Genomic DNA, 14,242 nt, shown 5'->3' with positions numbered 1-14,242 from the left:
TCCACCATGAACTATTCAGGGTGTTTGCATGGCAAAGAATGGGTCCTTTACACCAACAACCAACAACCAACAACCAACAGAGATAAAAGCTGTGGCTCTGCTTTCGGGTGGATTGGACAGCATGCTTGCGGTGAAGGTAATCCAGGAGCAGGGTATCCAAGTTGTCGGGGTGAGTTTTGTTACACCTTTCTTTTCCGCCAAAAGAGCCAAGGAAGCCGCCAAACAGCTCTCGATACCCCTTCATATTTTCGATATCACCCATGAACATTTGGAAATAGTTAAAAGACCTAAGTACGGATATGGAAAATATATGAATCCATGCATCGATTGTCACGCCTTCATGGTCAAGAAAGCCGGGGAATTTATGGAACAAATTGGAGCATCCTTCATCGTAAGCGGAGAAGTCCTTGGAGAACGCCCAAAATCGCAGAATAGAACGGCTTTAAGGATTGTGGAGAAGGAATCGGGTTACCGGGGGTACCTTTTGCGACCTCTCTCGGCTAAGTTGCTTCCTTTAACGGTACCCGAGGAGAAGGGGTTGGTGGATAGAGAAAGTCTCCTATCCATCCAGGGACGATCACGCAAACCCCAGCTGGAGTTGGCGGAAAGATATGGTTTTAAAGATTTTCCCACTTCTGCGGGAGGATGTCTACTTACCGATCCCATTTTTTCTCAACGGCTAAGAGATTTGCTGGCGGAGAAGAAGAATCCCACCATAAAGGAGTTGGATTTGCTCAAATTGGGGAGGCACTTCCGCTCCCTGGAAGGGATAAAAATAGTTGTGGCCAGAAATCAAAGGGAGAATGAACTCTTTTTGGAGCTTACCCAACCTGAGGATTGGATTTTTCAAGTTAGGGGATACCCCGGTCCGCGGACTCTGGTCAGGGGCAAAGACGTTGGGGAACAGACCATTAAGAAAGCAGCTATTTTGGCCGCAAGGTACAGTAAGGCCAGAAATTTACCTCGAGTAAAAGTGGGGTATCGTAGGGATGGGGAGGAAGAAAAGATTATCGAGGTTGAATATCCTTTGAAAAGTCTGTCGAGCTCCGTTAACAAAGCGTATCAAAACGAATGTAAAATGTAAAAATCAAAAATAAAAATGACATATCAAAATGCAAAATTAGTTTTTTAAACCATTTTAAATTTTGGATTGTCATTTTGCACTTTGCATTTTAAATTTTGAATTTGGACAGGAAGCTGCCAGCGCCTGATCCGTCGGCAATGGTTAAAGGCTATTTCTTAGCCTAACCAACGAATTATAGGGGTGAGGGGAATGGCCATTTGGAAATGTTTGGGATGTGGTGCCATTAAAGAGGGACGTTGCAAACCCAGGAAGTGCAAGCACTGTGGCGGCACGAAATTTCAGAAAGTCGAAAGCAAGTAATGGTAGCACCGTTCACCGTTGTTCGTTCACCGTATACGTTCGCAATTTTTAAAAAAATATTTTCGGTGAACTGTGAACTGTGAACGGTGAACTAAAGGAGGATGATTATTTATGGTTCAACCCAAGGCAGAAATAGGGGTATTCGGGGGTTCAGGATTTTATTCATTCTTAGAGGGTGTAAGGGAATACGCCATTGAGACTCCTTACGGGCTCCCCAGTGATAGGATTGCTATCGGGGAGATCGGAGGAAGGAAAGTCGCCTTCCTTCCTCGCCATGGAAGACACCACCAATATCCTCCTCACATGATAAACTATCGGGCGAATATTTATGCCATGAAGCAATTGGGTGTGACCCAAATCATCGCCCCATGTGCTTCGGGAAGCTTGCAGCCCCACGTAAAGAGGGGGGATTTTGTCATTTGTGATCAATATGTGGATAGAACGAGGGGTAGAAGGGACACCTTCTATAATGGTCCCATATCCACCCATGTGAGTGCAGCCGACCCCTACTGTCCGGTGTTGAGGAAGATCGCCTATGAGACCGCTAAAGAGCTTGGGATAAGTGTTCATGAACGGGGCACGGTGGTGATCATCCAAGGACCTCGGTTCAGCACTCGTTCGGAGAGCAAGTGGTTTTCCTCACAGGGGTGGGAAGCCATCAATATGACTCAATACCCAGAGGTCCATCTGGCCAGGGAATTAGAGCTATGCTATGTGGCCATTGTGCTCATCACCGATTATGATGTGGGGTTGGAGGGGATGCCTGAGGTTGAACCGGTCACGGCGGAAGAGGTATTCAGGGTTTTTCAGGAGAATAATGAGAGGGTTCGAAAGCTGCTCTTTGCCATGATTCCAAAGTTACCCAAGGAGAGGAAATGCATCTGCAGCACGGCTTTGAGGGGAGCTAGATTTGAATAGGCATTGCAGGTCACAGGTCAAGGGTCATGGGTAAAAGGTAGAGACGTCCATAACTCATGTCCCCTGACCCATGGCTTAGGATTTAAGGAGGCGTTCGATGTTAAAGGTGGCAAATCTTCAAGACTACCTCCGCTGTCTTTATGGAAAGGAGATTAACATCCTTTCCATTTGGGGGCTTAACAGATCTCAAAGAGAAGGACGAATTGAAGGGATTCGGTTATGGGAGTCCGATTTTAATCGAATTTGAGATGGATGGCCGAAGAAAAAGAGCGGTTCTTGAAACCATGAAGGCGGAGGGATTTGGACACGATCATTTCTCCGACAGGGCTTGCTCTCTCCTCCTGGCCCATTCAACCTATAATAAACTTCCCAAGCATATCTCCTCTTTGGATGTGGGAGCTTTTACCAGAACGAGCTCTCTCATCTCGTTGGGTGAGGCAGTGGAATTCTTCCTGCTCGATGAGTACGTAGAGGGAAAAGAATATTTCCACGATCTGGAACGCATCAAAGAGCGGGAGATGATCGGCGAGGAAGACGTCATGCGCGCCCAGGCGTTGAGCGATTATCTCGTGGAAATTCACGCTCTGAAGAAGGATGATCCCCAGCTTTATACCCGAAGGATCAGAGATTTGGTGGGACATGGGGAATGCATCATGGGACTCATCGATAGCTACCCCGGGGATTGGCATTTCATCGCCGAGGACTTTTTCCAGAAGGTGGAGGTAAAATGCATCGATTGGAGATGGAGGATTAAGGATAAGGGATATCGTCTCTCTCGGGTTCACGGCGATTTCCATCCTTGGAATGTCTTATTCCAAAGCGGATTGGATTTCTGGGTTTTGGATAGGAGCCGTGGCGAATGGGGAGAACCAGCGGATGATTTCACCGCCATGAGCATCAATTATATCTTTTATTCCCTTCAGAAATATGGCGAGCTCAAAGGAGCTTTTCGAATACTTTTCCTAAAATTCGTGCACAACTACCTTGAAAAGACGGGTGACGAAGAAATTCTCCTGGTTTGCCAGCCCTTTTATGCCTGGCGTGCTTTAGTCATAGCTAGTCCCATTTGGTATCCAAATCTTACGGATGATGTTCGAAAGAAGCTCTTCAATTTCATCATCAATGTTCTCGATTTTGAAAAATTTGATATCCATAACGTCAATTCTTACTTTGAGCCACCAGATGTTAAAAGTTCATCGTCTACCGTTCACCGTTGACCGTATTAAAGAATATTCCGTGCCCTAGGCATAATTCCAAGAAGTAAGACTTTAAAAATCCTAAATTCGAAAATCTAAATCCTTAAACAAATTCAAAATCCAAATTTTCGAAATTCAAAACTAATATTCTTCTAGATTTGGTTTTTGTTTTGGTCATTTTAATTTTGGTAATTTGATATTGTTTAGCCTGCCTGCCGGCAGGCAGGTGCTTAGGATTTTGAAATTAGAATTTAAACCCAAGAGAACCTTTTTTTGGCGAAGTAAGAGCCTTCTTCCTTGAGACGAATTATGTCTAACGTATGAATATTCCGTGAACGGTGAACCGTGAACAATGTGGGGAGATATCATGGAGGATAAGAGGGGTTTTGCCCTTTGGATAACGGGTCTTCCAGCTTCGGGCAAGTCCAGCCTCGCTCAAACGGTCAAAAAGTTGCTCAAGGAACGGAATATAGATGTGGAGATTTTGGAGTCTGATGATCTGAGAACTAAGCTCCTCCCCCTTTCCACTTACACTGAGAAAGAGAGGGAATTTTTCTATAATGCTTTGGTTTGTTTGGGTAAGATGCTTGTGGACCATGGGATGAATGTGATCTTTGATGCCACGGCGAATAAGCGGAAGTTTAGAGATAAGGCAAGGAAGGAGATCCAAAATTTCATGGAGGTTTACGTGAAGTGTCCCCTTGAGGAGTGCATGAGAAGAGATCCTAAGGGGATTTACCGGGCTGCCAAAAGTGAAGAGGCCACCACAGTGCCGGGAGCTCAAGTTCCCTATGAAGAGCCCCTTGCCCCAGAGATGATCATCGAGTCCGATAGAGAGACACCAAAGCGAGGGGCGGAGAAGATATTGCAGAAAATGCAGGAGAAATTTGATTGGTTGTATTGGGTTTGTACTTGATTTATTCTGGAGTTAGGGGAGTTGGTCTGGGCGATAAGGAGAAAGAACGTTGATTCCCTTTGGATCGGTCCGTCTTGGAAGGATATTCGGTATTCCCATAGAGTTGAACTTTACGTGGTTTTTTATTTTTGCCCTACTCATCATCGACTTAACCCTTCGTTTCCAATTAAAACCATTCAATCTTCCACTGGTTGTAAGCATAATTAATGCAACGATCACCACCCTTTTGCTCTTTGCTTCGGTTTTATTTCACGAACTATCCCATTCCTACATAGCTAAAAAAAGCGGTATTCCCATAAAGAAAATTACCCTGTTTATCTTCGGCGGAGTTGCCCAGATGTCCAAAGAGCCGGAAAATCCAGAGGTTGAGTTCAAAATGGCCATCGCCGGTCCGCTCTCCAGCTTTTTCTTATCCTTTTCCTTCGGTTTGATTTGGGTGGGGGCTAGGGGTTTGGGTTTGGAGATGGTTGGCGCCTCCTTTTTATTGCTCTGGCAGATCAATTTAGCCCTGGCGGTATTCAATCTTTTGCCCGGATTTCCCTTGGATGGAGGAAGAGTTTTAAGAGCCGGACTCTGGTATTGGATGAAAGATATGCAACGGTCCATGAAGATTGCCTCTCAGGCCGGGCAGGGAATAGCCTTCTCCCTCATTTTCTTTGGGTTCATGATGGTTTTCGTTCTGGGCGATATCAGTGCTCTCTGGCTGGTTTTGATCGGATGGTTCCTTAACCACGCCGCTCAGACAAGTTATCGACAGCTTATTCTCCAAAGATCGTTATCAGGGATTAAGGTCGCCGAGATCATGAGCAAGGATGTCCAAATCATTGATCCTTCAATAACCCTTGATAAGTTGGTCAATGAGTACTTCTTGAAATACCGATATGGTCGGTTTCCCGTGGTGGAGAATGATCAGCTTTTGGGGGTAATCACCTTACACGATATTAAAGAAATCCCTCAAGGGGATTGGTCAAGGGTAACCGCGAGGGAAATAGTGGTCCCTCCAAAGGAGAGTTGCATAATAAGTTATCGGGAGGAAGCCGTCAATGCCTTAATGCAGATGGCCAGGGAGGAAATAGGCCATCTTTTAGTGGTGGATGAGAATGGCAGCTTGGTGGGACTTGTCACAAGGAGTGATATAATCCGACTGATCAAAGTGAAGACTGAATTGGGAGTATAAAAGATTTTTCAAAAATTATGGGAAAAAAGAAGGAATTTTCATTTTTTGTTGTATATAAGGGAATAGCTGGTAATTGAAGAAATAAAAATTGAGTTATGAATGGTGATAATTTTCGCTCCAAGAGAGGGTATCGGAAAATTGAAAATCTTTGTTTTATATGTTTCCGTTCCTAAATTTCAGGAGGTCTATTAAGGTAACCTTAAAGACCTCTAAAATTTTTTTAGGAGTTGGAGGTGATATGTTTAATTCATTTGGGAGAAATCTTTGGTGAAAGGAGTGAGTGTAAAAGGTGAAATTTTCACGGAGGGGTTTTTTCAAACTTACCGGTGCATCTCTTGCTTCTACCACGCTGCTTCGCTTTGGCTTCGATATATCGGCGATCGCCGAGGAAGTAGAGGAACTGCGAATTAAGGGTGCGAAAGAAGCGCCCACTATTTGTCCTTATTGTTCTTGTGGCTGTGGGGCCATTGTAAGTTCCGAACATGGGCACCCCATCAATATCGAAGGCGATCCCGATCATCCCACCAATCTTGGAAGTCTTTGTCCTAAAGGTGCATCCATGTTCCAGGTTGCTGCGGACACGGCGGGTTTGAGAAATAAAAAAGTTCTATATCGCGCTCCGGGTTCTTCTGAATGGGAGGATAAGACTTGGGACTGGGCAATCTCTCAGATTGCCAGGAGAATCAAAGACACCCGGGATAAGTACTTCATTTCTACAGAGGATGGAGTCACGGTGAATCGTTGCGAATCCATCGCTGCGCTGGGCGGAGCGGCTGTAAACAATGAGGAGTGTTACCTGTGGATCAAATTAATGAGGACACTCGGTCTCGTTTACATCGAGCACCAAGCCCGCATATGACACTCCGCCACCGTGGCAGCGTTGGGTCCAACGTACGGAAGAGGTGCAATGACCAATCACTGGATAGACATTAAGAACAGTGATTGCATCATGATTATGGGCGGAAATGCCGCAGAATGCCACCCCATGGCTTTCAAGTGGGTCACCAAGGCCATGGAGGAAAGAGGAGCCAAGCTCATCGTGGTTGACCCCCGATTTACTCGATCAGCCTCCAAAGCTCATATTTATGCCCCAATTCGGGCCGGCACGGATATTGCCTTCATCATGGGGATGGTCAACTATGTCATCGAGAATGAGCTCTATCACGAAGAATACGTCAAGGAGTACACAAATGCTTCACTTTTGATAAAACCTGAATTCGACTTCAAAGATGGGCTATTCTCGGGCTACGATGAGACCAAGAGGAAGTACGACGAGGCGACTTGGGGCTATCAAACAAAAGAGGTGACGGAAGTCAAAGAAGGGAAGAGGGTAACCGTCACCGAGCCCTTAAGGGATATGACCCTCACCGATTCCAATTGTGTCTTCCAGCTCCTTAAAGAACACGCCTCCCGGTACACACCGGAGATGGTGGAGAAGATCACCGGCTGTCCCAAGGAGAAATTCCTCGATGTATGCAAGGAATTTTCGAAGACGGGTGATCCCGAGAAAACTGGAACCATCCTATATGCCATGGGTTGGACTCAGCACACTGTGGGAACGGAAAACATCCGTGCCTTTGCCATGCTCCAATTGCTTCTTGGGAATATCGGGAGACCCGGTGGCGGAGTGAATGCTCTGCGAGGAGAGCCAAATGTTCAGGGTTCAACCGATCATGCTCTGCTCTTCCATATTCTGCCTGGGTATCTACCGGTTGCGAAGGTTGGGGATACCTTCAGGGGTTACGCGGATAAGTTCACGGTCGACAGAGCGACTAAAAACGTTCTTCCCGGCTCCACTTCCTGGTGGAGAAATGGCGAGAAGTACATCGTGAGTTTGCTCAAGGAGTGGTGGGGAGATGCGGCCCAGCCGGAGAATGACTTCCGCTTCGATTGGTTGCCCAAGATCGGAAAGGGTCACAAGGGAGGCGGCTACTCCCACATAGCCCTGTTCGAGGCGATGTACGATGGCGTGATCAAGGGTTTCATCATCCTCGGTCAGAATCCAGCGGTCGGGGGACCGAACTCGAACATCGAATGTAAAGCCTTGGATAAGCTGGAATGGTTGGTCGACCTTAACCTGTGGGAGACCGAGACCAATGCTTTCTGGAAGAGACCGGGTGTTGATCCCACCGATATTCAAACCGAGGTCTTCAGACTCCCAGCCGCCGATTCCGTGGAGAAGGACGGTTCCATTACCAACTCTGGGCGCTGGATACAGTGGCGCTGGAAGGGCGCCGAGCCTCTGGGCGATTGCAAGAGCGATCTGGAGATCATCGATCTCATCTTCAAGGAGCTCAAGAGGCTCTATGAGACTGAGGGTGGCCCCAATGCCGAGGCCATAACCAATCTCAACTGGGATTACGGCGATCCGCCCAGCGCGGAGGAGGTCGCCAGGGCCTGCAATGGCTACGTCTGGCCGGACAGGAGCAAGTTGGTGAAGAACTTCACCGTTCTCGCGGCTGACGGTACGACCGCCTGCGGAAACTGGCTCTTCTCCGGGTCATTTGCCGAGGATGGAACGAACCTCATGCAGAGACGCACTCCGGAGACCGAGGGTATCGGCAATAACCTTGAGTGGGCATTTGCCTGGCCGCTCAATAGGCGCATTGTTTACAACCGCGCTTCCTGCGACCTCGAGGGCAAGCCCTGGAATCCGAATATCCCGGAGATATGGTGGGATCCCAACAAAGTCGATCCAAAAACGGGTCTACCCGGAATGTGGACGGGTAACGATGTCCCGGACTTCCCTGCGGCGAAGGCGCCGACCGCAGTTGGTGGGAATCTGCCCGCCATCATGCTAAACGAGGGCGTCTTCAAGCTCTTCGCTCCTTGCAAAGAGGGGCCCTTCCCAGAACACTATGAGCCTCTCGAGAGTCCCGTTAAAAACCTCATGTCAGCTGAGCAGATTAATCCGGCGATTTTCCTCTGGCACAAGGTTAATCCGGAGGACAAGGTTGGAACTTCGGGTGAATATCCACTCGTCGCTACTACCTACAGGATAACAGAACACTGGCAGACGGGTATCATGACCCGTAACCAACCTTGGTTGGCGGAACTCATGCCTGAGATGTTCGTGGAGATGAGTGAAGAACTCGCCGAGGAGAAGGGAATTGAAAACGGTGACTGGGTGAAAGTGGTTACGGCACGAGGCGAAGTCGAAGCCGTAGCCATCGTCACTCCGAGATTCAAACCACTCACTGTCGATGGTAAGAAGATTCATCAAGTTGGTCTGCCTTGGTGCTATGGATACGTTGGTTATACCACCGGGGGCCCCAAAAAACTGAACTACGCTGCCAACCAGCTCACTCCACACATCGGTGATGCCAACACCATGATCCAGGAATCCAAGGCATTTCTCTGCGATATAAGGAAGGTGAAGTAAGATGGCAAAGGCGATGCTCATAGACGTCACAAAGTGCACTGCCTGTCGCGCTTGCCAGGTAGCTTGCAAGCAGTGGAATCAGCTTCCCGCGGAGAAGACCACTTGTCAAGGAACCTATGAAAATCCACCCGAACTTTCACCCAAAACTTGGACAAAGCTCAAATTCAAGGAGATCAGCGAGAACGGGGAAGTAAAATGGCTATTTAGAAAGATGCAATGCATGCACTGTACTGACGCTACCTGCGTTAAAGTATGTCCTACGGGGGCGGCACACGAGACCGAGCTCGGAGCGGTGGTCATCGATCAGGATAAGTGCACTGGTTGCAAGTATTGTGTACAGAACTGCCCATTTGAGATTCCCCAATATGACACGGATACAAATACCGTTAAGAAGTGTAGGATGTGCTATGACCGGGTGTCAAATGGCCTTACCCCTGCTTGTGCCCAGACCTGTCCTCCTGGAGCCATTCAATTCGGTGAGAGAGAGGAAATGGTCTCCCTGGGCTTGGAGAGAGTGAGTGCTCTCAAAGCAGATGGCAATCTCGATGCACGTCTTTATGGCGAAACTGAATTGGGTGGATTGGGCGTGATGTATGTCCTGGCTGAAAAAGCGAAAACTTATGATCTCCCGGAGGAGCCCAAGGTTCCAATCTCTGCGGTCTTATGGCAGGACATCCTCAAACCACTGGGTCCGATCTTAGGTGGAGCCGCTGTCGCCGCATTCGCGCTCAGTTTTCTGCTCAACATAGGATATAAACCCGAAGAGGAAGTGAGGAGGGGGGTGAGGAGTAGTGAGACGTAGGAGAAGAGTCATAAGGCAAAGCGCAGCTGCTAGATTTCTTCACTGGACACACACCATCTCTTGTTTACTGCTTTTCTATACGGGGCTCGCGCTTTATTTGCCTCGATTAAATGGTTTAGCTGCGGTCTTTGGGGGACTCAATGGATCCAGGTTCGCCCATAGGGTTTGTGGTGTTTTCTTCATTGGCATCCCCATTCTTATGATCATATTCAACTGGCGGGGATTTGTGCATTTCCTCAAGGACATATTCACCTGGGAAGAAAATGACACCGCCTGGTTGCTGAGATTTCCCATTTATCTATTCCGTGCAAAGACGAAGATGCCTCCACAGGGCAGATTAAAATCGGGGCAAAAGTTCGCTGACTGGGTCATCATCGGTAGTTCCATCCTCCTCATTTTGACCGGGATTGCAATGGCTTTCCCCGCCAATTTCCCCAAAGGACTGGTGCAGTGGTGCTTTCCTCTCCATGAGTTGGGGACGATCATCCTCGGTGTAGTCCTCCTTGGACACATCTACTTGGGACTTGGTATCTTTCAACCTTATCGAGGTGCTTGGAGATATATGTTCGGCGATGGCACGGTGAGCGAGGAGGAAGCGAAGTATCATTGGGCGAGGTGGTATGAGGAGGTCAAAGGGAAGGAAAGTACCTAATTTTTGATTCAGAAAAATGGACACCCGTTCTTTGTGGATGGGTGCCCATTTTTTTAAATTCCAAACTCCGAGCTTCCACAGAGGCTTTGGTGTTATTTAAAGGATTCGAAAACCCAAGCTAGAATTCATATTTGTATAAAGATTTTAGGGAAGGAGATGAGTCAAATTCAAATCCATTTGAAGCAAGGGGATATTTCCCCAAACGAGATGGGAAGAGAGATAGAGTACTATAAAAAACGAAATCCTGGCTTAAGCGGTTTGGTCCATTTTTACCAGGCAATATTCGAGGTTCAGCGGAAATATATATCACTAATTGAGCCCCAGGTTTATCTCGGTGAAGGGGGGATTAGAGCGAGACTTAAGGAGGGGAGATTCCTTTTCAGGGATGAAGACATCATCATTGACTCCACCCTATTCCGACAATTACTGGAAGAATTGTGCGAGGTCATCAAGGCTAAAAGCAAGTTTAAGGGAAAGTTTAGCAAACTCCTTTCCTCTGAAGAGCTTAAGCCCGAAAAAATGAGCGATTTCATTAGGAACTTGAAGCAAACGAATATCCCATATTTGATGGAATTTTCAAAGAAGGTAAAGCTAAACATGGATATCCTATTCTTTTTAGTTCAAAATGCGCTCATTCCCTTTTATGAAAGGCATGCCAGGGAGGTTCGGGATAAAATCGATTATGCCCTTTGGCGGCAGGGTTTTTGTCCCATTTGCGGGCGCAAACCTCTGATTGCAAAGTTTCGAGAGGAAGATGGTTTAAGACTTTTGCAATGTTCTCTCTGTCGAACTCAGTGGTGCTTCTTGAGAGTTAAGTGTCCCTTCTGCGGAAATAGCGATCATGAATCCCTTCAATATTTTTATTCCGAAGGCGACAGGGGACATCGCGCGGATGTATGTGAGATGTGCAAGAGGTACATAAAGACCTCCGACGAACGAGAGTTACAACGAAAGGTGATTCTTGAGATTGAAGATGTCGCTGGGGTCCATTTGGATACCTTTGCCAAAGAGCAGGGTTATACGCCCGTAGCCCAATACATTATCCCCAAGGATTAGTCAATGGTCGTTGTCCCTTATGCCTAACACCTGGTAAAATAGATGTAAAGAAACTTCCAGAAGTCCAGCGTTCAAGGTCTTTATAATATGCATATATGCTAGACATAAATCTCAATTAAGCTCATCTTAAATTCAAAATTCAAAGTGCAAAGTGCAAAATGACAATAACTCTGTGAACGAATTATGCCCAGGGTTAAATATGTATACAAGGAGAGTGGTGGGGATCACTGGGATTATCCTGGGAGGGGGAAGAAGTTCAAGAATCGGAAAGGATAAATCGTTTCTAAAAATAGGTTCAAAGGCTCTCTTCGAGCATGTTTTGGACAAATTATCCTGCGTATGCGGGGAAATCATCGTTGTCACCAACACTCCCCAAGCTTACCACATTGGGAATTTTAGCCGGGATTTTCAGATAATTCAGGATGAAATTCCCTATCAAGGTCCCCTCGGTGGTATCCTGGCCGGTCTGCGGTCATCTCAAAGCTTCTATAATTTTGTAGTCGCCTGTGATATGCCGTTCCTGAATTTGGGATTGATGAGGTTTTTGGAGAAAGAAACGAATGGGGTAGATATTATAATACCCTATTCTCCTAAAGGGTTGGAACCACTTCATGCCATTTATTCCACTAATTGTATTGCTCCCATCCAAGAAAGGCTTGGCCAGAAAGATTTTAGAATCATTTCTTTTTTCGATGATGTTCGGGTAAAATATATACATGTAGAGCAGGTGAAAAGATTCGATCCGCAATTCCTATCCTTTTTTAATGTAAATACCTTCCAGGATTTGGAATTGGCCAGGCGCATCTGTAGGAAGGCGAAATCCAGACGATTTGAGGGAGATCGATGACCAAGGTCAAAAAGTCGCAGGCGGCACTTCCCGCGGAGAAGCCGATAACCATTTTCCTCAATGACGAGCAATTAGTCACGGTTATGGCTACGCCCGGTAAATTGAGGGAACTAGCTGTAGGTTTCCTATATGCCGAGGGAATTCTAAAGGATATAGGAGATTTGAAACAAACCACGGTTGATCAAAATAAGGGTATAGTCTGGGTGGAAACCAAAAAGAAGACATTGCTGGAAAAATTGTTCCATAAAAGGTTTTTAACCTCCGGTTGCGGAAGAGGATTCACCTTTACCAGCTTATCCGATATTAAAACGGTGAAAATAGAATCAAGGCTCAAGGTATCCAAGGACACCATCTTAAATCTGATGAAGGATATGCTTGGCGGGGCGGAACTTTATCGCCAATCAGGAGGTATCCATTGCTCGGCTTTGTGTGATAAAGATGGCATCCTTTCCTTCAGTGAGGATATCGGTCGACATAATACCTTTGACAAGATTTTGGGGGAGTGCTTCCTGAATCAAATTCAAACTGAGGACAAAATGATGTTCAGCACGGGAAGAATCTCCTCAGAGATGTTGTTAAAGGCAGCAAAGGCAAGGATACCCTTAGTTGTCTCCCGTAGTTCCCCCACCGATTTATCCGTGGAAATCGGCGAGAAGCTGGGAGTAACCATAATTGGCTATGTCAGAGCGGGAAAGATGAAAATCTATTCCCATCCCGAGAGAATAATAATGTAGGAGGGATAAGGGATGAGTCTAGAGTCTAGAGAGGAAAAGAATGTTGTTTTCCCTCTAGACTTATCCCCTAGACTTCTCTCTGAATTAGGTGGTTCCAATAATCTCAGTGGTTGGTAAATCGCATAGCGGTAAGACCACCTTGATTGAAAAACTCATTCCCGAGCTTAAAAGGCGGGGATATAAAATAGCTACCATAAAGCATGATGTCCACGATTTCGACATCGATCATCCGGGGAAGGATTCCTGGCGACATGCTCGGGCTGGAGCGGATACCGTGGTCATTTCCTCTCTTCACAAGGTGGCCGTGATAAAGAAGGTGGATCGGGAACTTTCCTTGGACGAGATCTCGGGGAAGTTTGCGGGGGATGCGGATCTCATCATCACCGAGGGGTATAAGAGGGAAGATAAACCCAAGATAGAGGTCTACCGATCTCACCAAGGTGAACTCCTATGTTCTTCCCAAGAACTACTCGCCGTGGTAGAAACCGAGCCCCTGAGCCCCCCAGTTCCCGAGCTTTATAAGGAGGTTCCACACTTCGACATGAATGATGTAAAGGGTTTAGCCGATCTCATCGAGAGGGAGCTACTGGCGAGTCCCTCAAGATAGAGATCCAAAAGACCATCGATTTTGCAGGAATTTTATAGATTTAGGGTTGAATTTCTAATGAGATTGGCTTGTGGGTATAATTATGATAAACTAAAGAAAATTTGAATAAAAGGCGTGGTGTAAATGTTAGATGGTTTGTTATGGACCGCTTATGTTTTCGGGCTCGGACCAACGGAGCTCATAATCATTCTGGTAATCGTTTTAATAATCTTTGGCCCCCGCAAGTTGCCAGAACTCGGTAAGGCCATAGGATCGGGTCTACGTGAACTCAGAAGAGCATCTGAAAGTAAGGGCGAAGAGGAAACAGAAAAGGCCAAGAGTAAAGAAAAAGTCGAGGAAAAAGAGGAGAGCGAAGAAGAGAAATAAATTTGCGATTTTAAGCAGGAAAAAGAGAAATTTTAGCGAATATTATATAGGTAAATTATATATGCTATCTCCGAGTCATTTTTCCTAAGGGCTTTAGCCTATGGGGGATGACCGATAGGGTTTAGATGGAAACGTCTGGGCCTCCCGTGTTTGGAAAGGAGAGTGTTTGAAATTTAAGGCACCGTATCCATATGCGTGGAGGCGG

13 protein-coding genes and 1 riboswitch are annotated in these 14,242 nt (G+C 46.6%); all 13 genes read left to right on the top strand.

Annotated elements, in window-relative coordinates; all coding sequences use genetic code 11:
* Positions 1 to 28 precede the first annotated feature (28 nt).
* On the top strand, positions 29 to 1,084 hold the full coding sequence (locus tag QMD66_00355) for a tRNA 4-thiouridine(8) synthase ThiI (protein ID MDI6821323.1): 1,056 nt from the start codon (positions 29 to 31) through the stop codon (positions 1,082 to 1,084).
* A gap of 411 nt (positions 1,085 to 1,495) precedes the next feature.
* Positions 1,496 to 2,302, top strand: a complete 807-nt coding sequence (locus QMD66_00350; protein MDI6821322.1) for an S-methyl-5'-thioadenosine phosphorylase — start codon at positions 1,496 to 1,498, stop codon at positions 2,300 to 2,302.
* A gap of 203 nt (positions 2,303 to 2,505) precedes the next feature.
* On the top strand, positions 2,506 to 3,519 hold the full coding sequence (locus tag QMD66_00345) for an aminoglycoside phosphotransferase family protein (GenBank protein ID MDI6821321.1): 1,014 nt from the start codon (positions 2,506 to 2,508) through the stop codon (positions 3,517 to 3,519).
* A 346-nt stretch (positions 3,520 to 3,865) separates the two neighbouring features.
* The gene (locus QMD66_00340) at positions 3,866 to 4,414 is read left to right on the top strand and encodes an adenylyl-sulfate kinase (GenBank protein MDI6821320.1); all 549 of its coding nucleotides are present in this window, start codon (positions 3,866 to 3,868) and stop codon (positions 4,412 to 4,414) included.
* Between the two features lie 49 nt (positions 4,415 to 4,463).
* Positions 4,464 to 5,591 (top strand): site-2 protease family protein, encoded by a 1,128-nt coding sequence (locus tag QMD66_00335; GenBank protein ID MDI6821319.1) that lies wholly within the window; start codon positions 4,464 to 4,466, stop codon positions 5,589 to 5,591.
* 289 nt (positions 5,592 to 5,880) lie between these two features.
* Positions 5,881 to 8,973, top strand: coding sequence for a formate dehydrogenase-N subunit alpha (gene fdnG, locus QMD66_00330; protein ID MDI6821318.1), 3,093 nt, complete (start codon positions 5,881 to 5,883; stop codon positions 8,971 to 8,973).
* 1 nt (position 8,974) lies between these two features.
* Positions 8,975 to 9,775: a 4Fe-4S dicluster domain-containing protein gene (locus QMD66_00325; protein ID MDI6821317.1), complete on the top strand. Its 801-nt coding sequence runs from the start codon at positions 8,975 to 8,977 to the stop codon at positions 9,773 to 9,775.
* Positions 9,765 to 10,427: a cytochrome b/b6 domain-containing protein gene (locus QMD66_00320; protein ID MDI6821316.1), complete on the top strand. Its 663-nt coding sequence runs from the start codon at positions 9,765 to 9,767 to the stop codon at positions 10,425 to 10,427. Before QMD66_00325 ends, QMD66_00320 begins: the two co-directional genes overlap by 11 nt.
* A 156-nt stretch (positions 10,428 to 10,583) precedes the next feature.
* Positions 10,584 to 11,483 (top strand): formate dehydrogenase accessory protein FdhE, encoded by a 900-nt coding sequence (locus QMD66_00315; protein ID MDI6821315.1) that lies wholly within the window; start codon positions 10,584 to 10,586, stop codon positions 11,481 to 11,483.
* A 214-nt stretch (positions 11,484 to 11,697) separates the two neighbouring features.
* A complete protein-coding gene (locus tag QMD66_00310) occupies positions 11,698 to 12,330 on the top strand; it encodes a molybdenum cofactor guanylyltransferase (GenBank protein MDI6821314.1) in 633 nt (210 codons plus the stop codon).
* Complete coding sequence (gene fdhD / locus QMD66_00305; GenBank protein ID MDI6821313.1) at positions 12,327 to 13,064, top strand: formate dehydrogenase accessory sulfurtransferase FdhD; 738 nt, start codon at positions 12,327 to 12,329, stop codon at positions 13,062 to 13,064. The genes QMD66_00310 and fdhD overlap by 4 nt, the downstream gene beginning before the upstream one ends.
* A gap of 106 nt (positions 13,065 to 13,170) precedes the next feature.
* Positions 13,171 to 13,671 (top strand): molybdopterin-guanine dinucleotide biosynthesis protein B, encoded by a 501-nt coding sequence (gene mobB, locus QMD66_00300; GenBank protein ID MDI6821312.1) that lies wholly within the window; start codon positions 13,171 to 13,173, stop codon positions 13,669 to 13,671.
* Positions 13,672 to 13,794: 123 nt separating this feature from the next.
* Positions 13,795 to 14,037 carry a twin-arginine translocase TatA/TatE family subunit gene (tatA, locus tag QMD66_00295; protein ID MDI6821311.1) on the top strand — a complete coding sequence of 81 codons (243 nt, stop codon included), beginning with the start codon at positions 13,795 to 13,797 and terminating at the stop codon, positions 14,035 to 14,037.
* A 56-nt stretch (positions 14,038 to 14,093) separates the two neighbouring features.
* A riboswitch (molybdenum cofactor riboswitch) is annotated at positions 14,094 to 14,214 on the top strand.
* The last annotated feature ends 28 nt before the right edge of the window (positions 14,215 to 14,242 follow it).

This window comes from Actinomycetota bacterium (genome assembly GCA_030018275.1).
Lineage (GTDB): Bacteria > Actinomycetota > Aquicultoria > Subteraquimicrobiales > Subteraquimicrobiaceae > Subteraquimicrobium.
Note: the sequence above shows the minus strand (reverse complement) of the source record. Positions and strands in the feature narration are given on the sequence as shown.

Coding starts and splice junctions, on each gene's coding strand:
- QMD66_00340 (MDI6821320.1), top strand. CDS start 3,866: ATGGAGGATAAGAGGGGTTTTGCCCTTTGGATAACGGGTCTTCCAGCT.
- fdhD (MDI6821313.1), top strand. CDS start 12,327: ATGACCAAGGTCAAAAAGTCGCAGGCGGCACTTCCCGCGGAGAAGCCG.
- QMD66_00355 (MDI6821323.1), top strand. CDS start 29: ATGGCAAAGAATGGGTCCTTTACACCAACAACCAACAACCAACAACCA.
- QMD66_00325 (MDI6821317.1), top strand. CDS start 8,975: ATGGCAAAGGCGATGCTCATAGACGTCACAAAGTGCACTGCCTGTCGC.
- QMD66_00350 (MDI6821322.1), top strand. CDS start 1,496: ATGGTTCAACCCAAGGCAGAAATAGGGGTATTCGGGGGTTCAGGATTT.
- tatA (MDI6821311.1), top strand. CDS start 13,795: ATGTTAGATGGTTTGTTATGGACCGCTTATGTTTTCGGGCTCGGACCA.
- QMD66_00315 (MDI6821315.1), top strand. CDS start 10,584: ATGAGTCAAATTCAAATCCATTTGAAGCAAGGGGATATTTCCCCAAAC.